General features: G+C 70.9%; 6 protein-coding genes and 1 pseudogene. 1 reads left to right on the top strand and 6 read right to left on the bottom strand.

Features of this window, described 5'->3' with window-relative positions; genetic code table 11:
- Window positions 1-79 precede the first annotated feature (79 nt).
- Window positions 80-1,390, top strand: coding sequence for an ATP-grasp domain-containing protein (locus ABEA42_RS11405; RefSeq protein ID WP_345503395.1), 1,311 nt, complete (start codon window positions 80-82; stop codon window positions 1,388-1,390).
- A gap of 93 nt (window positions 1,391-1,483) precedes the next feature.
- Here the strand turns inward: ABEA42_RS11405 and ABEA42_RS11400 are convergent, their stop codons facing one another.
- The 6 genes and pseudogenes from ABEA42_RS11400 to ABEA42_RS11370 all read right to left on the bottom strand — a co-directional run bounded on the left by ABEA42_RS11400 (window position 1,484) and on the right by ABEA42_RS11370 (window position 11,618).
- On the bottom strand, window positions 1,484-1,654 hold the full coding sequence (locus tag ABEA42_RS11400; protein ID WP_345503394.1) for a hypothetical protein: 171 nt from the start codon (window positions 1,652-1,654) through the stop codon (window positions 1,484-1,486).
- A 91-nt stretch (window positions 1,655-1,745) separates the two neighbouring features.
- Window positions 1,746-3,389: a phosphoglucomutase (alpha-D-glucose-1,6-bisphosphate-dependent) gene (gene pgm, locus ABEA42_RS11395; RefSeq protein ID WP_345503393.1), complete on the bottom strand. Its 1,644-nt coding sequence runs from the start codon at window positions 3,387-3,389 to the stop codon at window positions 1,746-1,748.
- Window positions 3,386-3,937, bottom strand: a complete 552-nt coding sequence (locus ABEA42_RS11390) for a VanZ family protein (RefSeq protein ID WP_345503391.1) — start codon at window positions 3,935-3,937, stop codon at window positions 3,386-3,388. Before ABEA42_RS11390 ends, pgm begins: the two co-directional genes overlap by 4 nt.
- Window positions 3,934-7,946, bottom strand: a pseudogene (gene glgB, locus ABEA42_RS18525) (1,4-alpha-glucan branching protein GlgB). The gene ABEA42_RS11390 and the pseudogene glgB overlap by 4 nt, the downstream one beginning before the upstream one ends.
- Entirely contained in the window at window positions 7,939-9,648 is a 1,710-nt protein-coding gene (gene treS / locus ABEA42_RS11375) for a maltose alpha-D-glucosyltransferase (protein ID WP_345503387.1), read from the bottom strand. Before treS ends, glgB begins: the two are co-directional and overlap by 8 nt.
- Window positions 9,648-11,618 carry an alpha-1,4-glucan--maltose-1-phosphate maltosyltransferase gene (locus ABEA42_RS11370; RefSeq protein WP_345504448.1) on the bottom strand — a complete coding sequence of 657 codons (1,971 nt, stop codon included), beginning with the start codon at window positions 11,616-11,618 and terminating at the stop codon, window positions 9,648-9,650. The genes treS and ABEA42_RS11370 overlap by 1 nt, the downstream gene beginning before the upstream one ends.
- Window positions 11,619-11,832 lie beyond the last annotated feature (214 nt).

The following is an 11,832-nucleotide window of genomic DNA, read 5'->3' as shown; positions in this document are numbered from 1 at the left end:
CGTACCGGAGCCGTACCGGAGCCGGACCCGAGCCGTTTTCCACTTTCGGGGTCACGTCGCAGCCGACAGGATGGGCTGCATGGCGAAATCCCAGGAACACCTCATCGGTCTGCTCCTCGGGGCGGAGGGCGACTGGCCCCGCGCGTTCGAGACCCTGGCCCAGCGCATGGGCGTCGTCACCGACCCGGCCGGCACGGAGCACCGCGTGTCGACCGAGCGCGTGACCATCGAGCCGTTCAACCTGCGCGACAAACCCCGCCACGACCTCGTCATCGACCGGCTGGCGCACTGGTACTACCACCCGCGTGAGTGGCTCAAGAAGGTCGCCCTCATGGACGACGTCTACCTGCTCAACAGCCCGTTCACGTTCCAGTCGATGGAGAAGCACTCGGCGTACTGCGCGTTGCTGCGCCTGGGCATGAACGTCCCCGAAACGGTCCTCGTGCCCTACAAGAACCCCATCGACAACGTCCGCTGGGCCTACACGTCGGAGAAGTACAACAAGGCCTTCGACCTCGACCGGATCGCCGACGAGCTCGGCTACCCGATGTTCATGAAGCCGTTCGACGGCGGCGCGTGGCGCGGGGTCTCGATGATCAAGGACCGTGCTGCGCTCCACACCGCCTACGACGACTCCGGCGAGATGCTCATGCACCTGCAGAAGGCCGTCGACGGTTTCGAGGTCTTCGCCCGGGCCCTGACGATCGGGCCCGAGAGCATGGTCATGAAGTTCCGGCCCGACGAGCCCATGCACAACCGGTACGCCGTGGAGCACGGCTTCCTGTCCGACGCCGTCGGCACCGAGGCGGTCACCATCGCCCAGACGGTCAACGCGTTCTTCCGTTGGGAGTTCAACTCCTGCGAGATGCTGGTCAAGGACGGTGTGGTCTACCCGATCGACTACGCCAACGCCTGCCCGGACGTCGCCGTGACCTCGCTGCACTACTACTTCCCGTGGGCGATGAAGGCGCTGCTCAAGTGGTCGGTGTTCTGCGTCGCCACCGGCCGCAAGGCGCGCACCCAGGTCGACACGGGACCGTGGTTCGAGGTCGCCGACAACGAGGGCCTCGACTACCAGGCCAAGCTCGCGGCGTACCAGCGGCTCGCGGACGACCACTTCGAGACCGAGCGCTACCGCGAGTTCTGCGACGCCGCGCTTCCGCACCTCGACGAGATGGTGCTGGAGTGGGTCGACTCCGACGACTTCCGCTCGCTGCTGACCGACACGATCCGCGCGACCTACCCGCAGCGCGAGTGGGACTCCTTCGAGGGCCACTTCGGGGGACTCACCCGGCTGTGGGTCTCCGACGAGACCTCCCGGCTCGGGCCCGGGCGCTCGGCCGCCGACGAGGCCGTCGTGGGCGGGCCGGCCCCGGCGCTGACCGACTGAGCAACGACCCCGGACGCCACTGACGCCCCCGGACGCGACTGACGGGCCCCGCCGAGGTGGCGGAGCCCGTCAGACGACAGGGGTGTCGGGGCCTCAGCAGGCCCGGCACTCCTGCTCGACCTGGTGGCGGCGTGCCTCCGGCTGCATGAGCCGGGGACGGCGCAGGCCACGGACGCGGTCGAGGGTCGCGAGGTTGGGACCGGTGTTGCTCGTACGCGGGAAGGTGCGAGGCCCGGGCTGGCGTGGGGTGTTCGTGGGCGTCATGTCGTGGTCAACACCGTTTCGTGCCCGACTTGTTCCTCGCCGCCGTCCGCTCACAGCGAACCCAGGGTTCCGCCCGGCTCAGTGACGGGCCTCAGCCGCGCAGGGCGGCGTCGACGACCTCCTTGGCCTCGGCCTGCACCTGGGCGAGGTGCTCGGGCCCCTTGAAGGACTCGGCGTAGATCTTGTAGACGTCCTCGGTCCCCGACGGCCGGGCGGCGAACCAGGCGCTCTCGGTCGTGACCTTGAGGCCGCCGATGGCCGCGTCGTTGCCCGGGGCCTTCGTCAGCTTCGACGTGATCGCTTCGCCCGCGAGGGAGTCGGCGCTCACGTCCTCGGGGGACAGGGCGGCGAGCTTGACCTTCTGCTCGCGGTCGGCAGCCGCGTCGATCCGCGCGTACGCGGGGTCGCCGTGGCGCGAGGTGAGGTCGGCGTAGTGCTGGCTCGGGGTCCTCCCCGTCGCCGCGAGGATCTCCGAGGCCAGCAGCGCCAGGATGATGCCGTCCTTGTCGGTCGTCCACGCGGCCCCGTCGCGGCGCAGGAACGACGCCCCGGCCGACTCCTCGCCGCCGAACCCGAAGCTGCCGTCGATGAGGCCCGGGACGAACCACTTGAACCCGACGGGGACCTCGACGAGCTTGGCCCCGAGGTCCGCGGCGACGCGGTCGATCATCGACGACGACACCAGCGTCTTGCCGATCGCAGCACCCTGCGGCCAGTCCGGCCGCGCACCGCCGAAGAGGTACTGGATCGCCACGGCGAGGAAGTGGTTGGGGTTCATCAGGCCGGCGTCGGGGGTGACGATGCCGTGGCGGTCGGAGTCGGCGTCGTTGCCGGTCGCGATGTCGTACTCGTCCTTGCGGGCGATGAGGGACGCCATGGCGGAGGGGGAGGAGCAGTCCATGCGGATCTTGCCGTCCCAGTCCAGCGTCATGAAGCGCCAGGTGGGGTCGACCAGCGGGTTGACCACGGTGAGGTCGATGCCGTGCCGGTCGGCGATCTCGGCCCAGTAGGCGACGGAGGCGCCACCGAGGGGGTCGGCACCGATGCGCACACCGGCCTCCTTGATGCGGGCGAGGTCGACGACGCCGGGCAGGTCGTCGACGTAGGTGCCCAGGAAGTCGTACGGCTGGGCGTGGCTGCGGGCGCGGCTGAAGGGCACGCGCCGTACGCCGTCGAGGCCGGCGGCGATGAGCTCGTTGGCTCGCGCGGCGATCACCTTGGTGGCGTCGGAGTCGGCGGGGCCGCCGTGCGGCGGGTTGTACTTGAAGCCGCCGTCGTAGGGCGGGTTGTGGGACGGGGTCACCACGATGCCGTCGGCGAGGGCCGACCCCGTGGTGCGCCCCTCGTTGGCCCGGATGATGGCGTGGCTCACGGCCGGGGTTGGCGTGTAGCCGTCGCGGTCGTCGACGAGGACGATCACGTCGTTGGCGACGAGTACCTCGAGCGCGGAGGCCCACGCGGGCTCGGACAGCGCATGGGTGTCGCGCCCGACGAACAGCGGCCCGTCGTAGCCCTGCGACGCCCGGTAGTCGCAGATGGCCTGGGTCGTCGCGAGGATGTGCGCCTCGTTGAACGCCGTCCGCAGGCTCGACCCGCGGTGGCCCGACGTGCCGAACACGACCTGCTGGTCGAGGTCGTGGGGATCGGGGACCTGCGTGTAGTAGGCGGTGACGAGGTGCGCCACGTCGACGAGGTCCGACGGCTGTGCGGGCTGTCCTGCGCGCGGGTCGTTCATGGGGCCACTCTGCCAGCGTTGCGCCCCGCTGCCCACCGCAGTCCCACGAGGAGGCTGGCGACCACCAGCCCCAGCAGGAAGCCGGTCAGGTTGTCCGCGAGGTCGGTGGTGTCACAGGACCGCTCGAGCCCGCGGAACACCTGCTGACCGGTCTCGAACAGCAGGGGCAACGCCGCGCCGGCGGCCACGACGAGGAGCGCCCGGACCCCACGGAGGCGGCTGGCGACCATCGCGGCGAAGACGCCGACCGGCACGAGGAGCAGCACGTTGAGGATGCGCTGGTCGTCGGCGACGACGGCGGTGAGGCCGAGCGACACGCGATGGATCGCGCAGCCGCGGTCGGGCGACAGGACCCCGCGGTCGCGGACACCCGGCGGCGACATCGTCACCGCCGTCGCGAACACCACGGCCCCGCCGAGAAGGACGCGCTCGACGGTGACGGCGAGCCGGGCGCGGCCGTGCCACACCCACCAGGCCGCCACCGCGGCGTACACGAGCACGACGGGGACCACGAGCAACGGGATGCGGTAGCCCCAGACGTGGGTCACTCCGTGCGGTCCTCCGCACCGCCCGCAGCGGTCACCCCGAGGCGTGCAGCACCGTCAGCCGCGGCGTCCTCGACCGGTGCGACGTAGACGGCGGACAGGGCCGCGACCCTGACCTCGACCGAGTACGGCTGGCCCTGGTGGGGGTGCTCCTGGGCGGTGACGACGACATCGGCCTGGCTGGGCGTCCCGAACTCGTCGTAACCACTCGTGTCGAGCACGACCTTCCAGTCACCGCCCCGGGGCACACCGAGACGCAGCGGCTCACGGGCCAGCCCACCGAAGTTCACGGCGACGGCGACGACGGGTCCCTGCCGGTCGCGCTCACCGAAACGCAGGTAGGAGTAGGTGTTTCCGGCGTTGTCGTCGGCGTCCAGCCACTCGAAGCCCGACGGGTCGGCGTCCAGCGCCCAGAGGGCCGGGTTGCCGCGGTAGACGCGGTTGAGCTCCTTGACCAGGTTGTGGACCCGGTAGTGGGCGGCGTGGTCGAGCAGCCACCAGTCGAGCTCGCGGCCGTCGGCCCACTCGGCCTCCTGCGCGAACTCGCTGCCCATGAAGAGCAGCTGCTTGCCGGGGTGGCTCCACAGGTAGGCGAGGAACGCGCGCACGGTGGCGAGCTGGTCGTAGCGGCTGCCGGGGGCCTTGCGCAGCAGCGACCCCTTGCCGTGGACGACCTCGTCGTGGCTGATCGGCAGCAGGTAGTTCTCGCTGAAGGCGTACATGAGCGAGAACGTCAGCAGGTGGTGGTGGTACTGCCGGTTGATCGGGTCCTCCTTGAGGTACTTCAAGGAGTCGTTCATCCAGCCCATGTTCCACTTCAGGCCGAAGCCCAGCCCGCCCTCGCTGGTCGGCTTGGTCACGCCCGGCCAGGAGGTGGACTCCTCGGCGATCATGACGATGCCGGGGACGCGCTTGTACGCGGTGGCGTTCGCCTCCTGGAGCAGGCCCACCGCCTCGAGGTTCTCGTGGCCGCCGTGGACGTTGGGCACCCACTCGCCGTCCTTGCGGGCGTAGTCGAGGTAGAGCATCGACGCCACGCCGTCGACCCGCAGCCCGTCGACGTGGAACTCCTCGAGCCAGTAGACCGCGTTGGCGACAAGGAAGTTGCGCACCTGCATGCGGCCGAAGTCGAAGATGTAGGAGCCCCACTCGGGGTGCCAGCCCTTGCGCGGGTCCGGGTGCTCGTAGAGCGGCAGCCCGTCGAACTGCGCCAGGGCCCAGGGGTCCGTGGCGAAGTGCCCCGGCACCCAGTCGAGGATGACGCCGATGCCGGCCTGGTGGAGCCGGTCGACGAGGTGGCGGAAGTCGTCGGGCCGCCCGAACCGCGCGCTCGGCGCGTAGTAGCTCGTCACGTGGTAGCCCCAGGACGGCGGGTAGGGGTGCTCCATGACCGGCATGAGCTCGACGTGGGTGAAGCCGAGGTCCTTGACGTAGTTGACGAGGTGCTCGGCGAGGTCGCGGTAGGAGTGGTGGCGTCGCCACGAGCCGAGGTGCACCTCGTAGATGCTCATCGGCTGCTCCTGGTGGTTGCTCTGCGTCCGCCTGGCCAGCCACTCGCCGTCGCCCCAGTCGTAGCGCGACTGGACCACGGACGACGCCGTGGCGGGCGGCACCTCGGTGGCCTGGGCCATCGGGTCGGCCTTCTCCCGCACCTTCCCGTCGGCGCCGCGGACGAGGTACTTGTACATCGTCCCGTCGCCGACGCCGGGCACGAACAGCTCCCAGACACCCGACTCGCCCAGCAGGCGCATGGGGTGGCTGCGGCCGTCCCAGCCGTTGAAGTCGCCGGTGACGTGCACGGCCTGCGCCCGCGGCGCCCAGACGGCGAACGACGTGCCCACCACGGTGCCGAGCGGCCCGGTGTACTCGCGGACGTGGGCACCGAGGACGGTCCAGAGCTGCTCGTGCCGGCCTTCGCCGATCAGGTGCAGGTCGACCGGCCCGAGGGTGGGGGCGAAGCGGTAGGGGTCGTCCATCTCGTGCTCGACGCCGTCGGCGTAGCTCACGAGCAGGCGGTAGTCCTGGGTGCGGGTCTCTCCCTCGCGCAGGCCGCCCCACACGCCGTCGGCCTCGTGGGCCAGGTCGAGCCGGGTGCCGTCCTCGAACCGCACGGCGACCGTGGACGCGAAGGGCTTGTGGGCACGCACGCGCAGACCGGCCGGCTCGAGGTGGTGCCCCAGCAGGTCGTGCGGCTGCTGGTGGCGCCCGTCGGCGAGGGCGCGGATCGCCTCGGCAGGGGTGGCGGGCACGGGCACTGGCTCGGGCGTGCGGTCGACCGGGGGCTCGGTGACGGGGGCCTTCGGTGCCGACGGGGTGCCACCGGGCTTCTCGACGAGGGACTCGGTCGCGGAGGTGTGGGGCGCCTGCTCCGGCTCCTCGGCTGGCTCCTGCGCCCGGGTGGGCTCGACGGCCGCCGACTCGGCCGCTGCCGCCACAGGAGTGGGCTCGACGGCCGCGGATTCGGCCGGCGGCACCCCTGGCGTGGGCTCGACGGCCGCCGACTCGGCCGGCGGCGCCACCGGGGTGGCCTCGTCCTTGGACTTCTTGGTCTTCTTGTCCTTCTTGCCGAAAGGGCTCACGGAAGGTCCTTCCTCGCATCGTCAAGCAAACGGACCACCGCAGTGGTGGGGATGGTCAGCCAGGTCGGCCGGTTGCGCGCCTCGTAGACCACTTCGTACAGAGCCTTGTCGAGCTGGAACGCGGTGAGCAGGACGGCGTCCTGCCGCGGGTCCCGGCCGGACTCCGCGGCGTACCCGTCCAGGAACGCGCGCTGCGAGGACTCCACCCAGGCGCGGGCGCTGTGGCTGGGGTGGGACTGCTCCCAGGACCCGGCGGCGTAGTCGAACGACCGCAGCATCCCTGCGATGTCGCGCACCGCGAGGTCGGGCCGGATGCGCTCGGAGAGCGGGCGCAGCGGCTCGCCCTCGAAGTCCAGCAGCACCCAGCCGCGGCCCTCGACCTGCAGGACCTGCCCGAGGTGGTAGTCGCCGTGGATGCGCTGCAGGGCCGGCCAGGGTGCGTGCACGGCTGCGTCGAAGACGGCGGCGATGCGCTGCTCGTGCTCGGCCAGGGCGGGCACCTCGGCGGCGGCGGCGACGTAGCGGCCACGCATGCTCGCGACCATGGCGGCGACGAGCGCGGGGGTGACGGGTTCGGTCGGCATGACCTCGGCAAGGCGCGAGTGCACCTCGGCCGTGGCGGCGCCGAGCTCGCGCGCCCGCTCGTCGAAGTCCTCGCCCGCGGCGATGGCGCGCAGCGCGACCCGCCAGGCGTCCTCCGTGCCCGGGAAGAACTCCTGCGCGAACGCGAGGTGCCCGGCGTCCGAGCCCTCGCCGTCGACGGACGGCCAGGTCGCCGCGACGGCGCCCACCATGCCGGGGACGCGCAGGGAACCAGCCTCGGCGAGCGCGCCCTGCACGACGACGTCGGGGTTGTCGCCGGGCTGGAGGGTGCGGAACACCTTGCAGATCAACGGTTTCGCTGCGCCTGCCTCGTCGGTGCAGTCGAAGATGACCGACGTGTTGGACTGCTCGCCGGACAGCACCCGAGAGCCCGTCAGGGTGGTCTGCGTCGTCCACGAGGGGTGGCGCCGCGCCACGACGGCCGGCTCCGGGGTGTCGGACTCGCTGCCCGCCTGGGGGACCGCCTGCTCCAGGACCAGCGCGAGGAGCTGCGCGGCGTAGACCGGGTCCTGCGGGCCGTCGTAGACCCAGCGGGGCCCGAGCACGCTGTGCTCCATCGTGCCCACGAGGGCCTGCTGGCGGCCCTCGAGCGGGGCGGCGCGGTAGGTGAGCGGGACCTGGTAGACCACGGGCTCCGCGCCACCCTCGTCGACGACCAGCAGGGTCTCGATGCCCACCTCGCCGGCGGGGTCGTCGAGGCGCCACGACCACAGCTTGCGCAGCACCGGTTGCCGCCCCTTGGCGGCGTACCAGCGCTGGCGCGCCATCCACGGCGCCACCAGCTCGAGCTTGGACGGCGTGACGCTGGCGGTCGTGTGGATCTCAGCCACGCGCGGCACCCGGCACGAGCCGCAGCCAGAAGAAGTCGCGTGAGCCCAGCGTCAGCGTGATCGTGCCGTCGTCGGAGATCTTCGGGAAGCCGCTGCCCCCGAACAGGTCTGCGAGCTGCGCGCCCTTGAACTCGTCGGGCACGCGGATCGTCGTGGCCTGCGGCCGGCTCGCGAGGTTGTTGACGCACAGCACGGCCTCGGAGTCGGCGCCGTCCTCGTGGTCCCACTCGACGCGCATGAACGACAGCACGGCGTCGTTGTCCGACGGGCAGACCTCGAACTCCCCACGCCCGAAGACGGGGTGGCGCTTGCGGATCTCCAGCATCGCCTTGAGCCAGTGCAGCAGCGACGAGCTGTGCGCCATCTGCGCCTCGACGTTGACGTTGTTGTAGTGGTAGACGAGCGAGGAGATGACCGGCAGGTAGAGCTTGCCGGGGTCGGCCGCGGAGAACCCCGAGTTGCGGTCGGGAGACCACTGCATCGGCGTGCGGACGGCGTCGCGGTCGTTGAGCCAGATGTTGTCGCCCATGCCGATCTCGTCGCCGTAGTAGAGGCACGGCGAGCCGGGCAGCGACAGCACGAGGGCGTGGATGAGCTCGATCTCCGCCCGGCTGTTGTCCAGTAGCGGGGCCAGCCGTCGCCGGATGCCGACGTTGGCGCGCATGCGCGGGTCCGGGGCGTACCAGCCGTACATCGCGGCGCGCTGCTCCGGCGTCACCATCTCGAGCGTCAGCTCGTCGTGGTTGCGCAGGAACGTGCCCCACTGGGTGCCGGCCGGCTTGGCCGGGGTGTCGGCGAGGACGTCGACGATCGGTGCCGCCTTCTCCTCGCGCAGCGAGTAGTAGAGCATCGGCATCACCGGGAAGTGGAAGCACATCTGGCACTCCGGCTCCTCCTCGGTGCCGAAGTAGTCCACGACGTCCGCCGGTGGCTGGTTGGCCTCGGCGAGCAGGATCCGCCCGGGGTACTCGGCGTCGACCATGGCCCGCAGCTTGGCGAGGAACTGGTGCGTCTTGGGGTGGTTCTCGCCGTTGTGGCCCTCCTCCTCGTAGAGGTAGGGGACCGCGTCGAGCCGGAACCCGTCGATGCCCATGTCCATCCAGAACCGCACGACGTCGAACATCGCCTCGTGCACGGCCGGGTTCTCGAAGTTGAGGTCGGGCTGGTGGGAGAAGAAGCGGTGCCAGAAGAACTGCCGGCGCACCGGGTCGAAGGTCCAGTTGGAGACCTCGGTGTCGATGAAGATGATGCGCGCGTCGGAGTACTTCTCGTCCGTGTCGGACCACACGTAGAAGTCGCCGAACGGCCCCTCGGGGTCCGAGCGCGATGCCTGGAACCACGGGTGCTGGTCGCTGGTGTGGTTCATCACGAAGTCGGTGATCACGCGGATGCCCCGGGCGTGCGCCTGGGAGACCAGCTCCTGGAAGTCGGGCAGCGTCCCGAACTCCGGCAGCACCGCGGTGTAGTCGGCGATGTCGTAGCCGCCGTCGCGCAGGGGGGAGGCGTAGAAGGGCGGGAGCCAGAGGCAGTCGACCCCGAGCCACTGGAGGTAGTCGAGGCGCTGGATGAGGCCGGTGAAGTCACCCGAGCCCGACCCCTTGGAGTCGCCGAACCCGCGGACGAGCACCTCGTAGAAGACGGCGGTCTTGAACCACTCGGGGTCGTGCTTCAGGCCGGGCTGGTTGAGGTTGAGACCCTGCATCAGAACCTCCGGATCGCGACGACGTGGACGGGCTCGGTCTCGGGCCCGAGTCTGACGTAGACGTGCTCGCCCCACTGCCAGGACTCCCCGGTGATGAGGTCCTGCGCGGCGATGCCGTCCTGGTAGCCGAGGCCCAGGGCGGGCATGTCGAGGTGGAGCGTCGACTCCCGCGTGGCGTGGGGGTCGAGGTTGGCCACGACGAGGACGGTGTCGTCGGTGCCGTCGGGCAGCACGCGGCGCTTGGAGAACGCGATGATGTTCTCGTCGTCGACGTGGTGGAACGTGATGTTGCGCAGCCAGTGCAGGGCGGGGTGCTCGCGGCGGATCTCGTTGAGCCGCGTGAGGTACCCGGCGAGCGAGTGGCCTTCCTTGGGGCCGCCCGGCTCGTAGTCCTCCCAGTGGCGGTTCTTGTACTCGTACTTCTCGTTGTCGATCTGCTCCTCGACCCCCGGTCGGGCGACGTGCTCGATGAGCTCGTACCCGGCGTAGATGCCGTAGGTGGGGACGATCGTGGCCGCGATGGCCGCCCTGAGCTTCCAGGCGGCCGGCCCGCCGAACTGCATGTAGGGCGTGAGGATGTCGTGGGTCGTGGGCCAGAACGAGGGACGCATGTACGCGGCGGCGTCGCCGGCGAGCTCCTCGACGTACTCAGTGAGCTCCCACTTCTGGTTGCGCCAGGCGTAGTAGGTGTAGGACTGCTGGAAGCCGACCTTGCCCAGCGTGTGCATCATCGCCGGCTTGGTGAACGCCTCTGCGAGCCAGATGACCTCGGGGTGGTCGCGCGCGACGTCGTCGATGATCCACTGCCAGAACTCGACGGGCTTGGTGTGCGGGTTGTCGACCCGGAAGATCTTGACGCCGTGGTCGATCCAGACCTGGATCATCCGGCGCATCTCGGCGTACGAGCCCTGCGGGTCGTTGTCGAAGTTGAGCGGGTAGATGTCCTGGTACTTCTTCGGCGGGTTCTCGGCGTAGGCGATGGTGCCGTCCGCGCGGGTGGTGAACCACTCTGGGTGCGACTCGACGTAGGGGTGGTCGGGCGAGCACTGCAGGGCGATGTCCATCGCGACCTCGAGGCCGAGCTCCTCGGCCCGGGCCACGAACGCGTCGAAGTCGTCGAAGGTCCCGAGGTCGGGGTGGATGGCGTCGTGACCGCCGTCGGGAGAGCCGATGGCGTAGGGGCTGCCGGGGTCGTCAGGTCCTGCGTCGAGGGTGTTGTTGGGGCCCTTGCGCGCCGTCGTGCCGATCGGGTGGATGGGCGTGAGGTAGACGACGTCGAACCCCATGCCCGCGATGGCGGGGAGCCGCTCGGCCGCGGTGCGCAGCGTGCCCGACTTCCAGTGGCCGGTCTCGGGGTCCTGCACGGCGCCCTCGGAGCGGGGGAAGATCTCGTACCACGCGCCGTACAGCGCGCGCTCGCGCTCGACGAGCAGCGGCAGGTCGGCGGACGGGGTCACCCACTCCCGCAGCGGGCGCGCGGTGAGCTCCTCGACGACGGCCGGGTCGGTGGCGGCGTGGAGCCGGGCCATCGGGGGCCGCCGTGTGTCGCGCAGGGCCGTCACCGCGTCGCGGAGCAGGTCCGCCCCGTGCTGGGGGCGCTGCACCTCCGCGAGGGCGCGCTCGAGGACGCGGGCCCCCTCCTCGAGCATGAGCTCGGCGTCGATGTCGGCGGCCACCTTGATGGAGGCGTCGTGCTCCCACGTGCCGTACGGGTCGGACCAGCCCTCGACGCGGTAGGTCCACCAGCCCAGGGAGTCCGCCTCGACGACGGCCTCCCAGGCGTTGAGGCCCGGGTTGGTGCAGTGCATGGGGTAGACGTGCTCGATGCCGTCGGGCGAGGTGAGGACGACCGAGGCGTTCACGGCGTCGTGGCCCTCGCGGAAGACCGTCGCCGACACGGTGAACTGCTCGTCGACCACGGACTTCGCCGGGCGGGCGCCGCAGTCGACGATCGGCCGGACGTCCAGCACGGGGATGCGCCCGATGGGGGTCTGGGGTGGTGCGGTGCGTGGAGCCGGGCCCGGCGCCGTGCCGGCCGGTGGCCTGCGGGTGCCGCGGGGGTTGGGAGGGGTGGGTGTGGTTGCCGAGGGGGTCGCAGTCACGCGCCCGACGCTACTCGGTCTGGGCGTCCGTGCACCTCTGCGCGACCGGCGGTGGCCGCCTGGCGGACCGCTCGTGCTCACG

The sequence above is a fragment of the Pedococcus ginsenosidimutans genome (assembly GCF_039544395.1).
GTDB lineage: Bacteria > Actinomycetota > Actinomycetes > Actinomycetales > Dermatophilaceae > Pedococcus > Pedococcus ginsenosidimutans.
Note: the sequence above shows the minus strand (reverse complement) of the source record. Positions and strands in the feature narration are given on the sequence as shown.

Coding starts and splice junctions, on each gene's coding strand:
- ABEA42_RS11405 (WP_345503395.1), top strand. CDS start 80: ATGGCGAAATCCCAGGAACACCTCATCGGTCTGCTCCTCGGGGCGGAG.
- ABEA42_RS11400 (WP_345503394.1), bottom strand. CDS start 1,654: ATGACGCCCACGAACACCCCACGCCAGCCCGGGCCTCGCACCTTCCCG.
- pgm (WP_345503393.1), bottom strand. CDS start 3,389: ATGAACGACCCGCGCGCAGGACAGCCCGCACAGCCGTCGGACCTCGTC.
- treS (WP_345503387.1), bottom strand. CDS start 9,648: ATGCAGGGTCTCAACCTCAACCAGCCCGGCCTGAAGCACGACCCCGAG.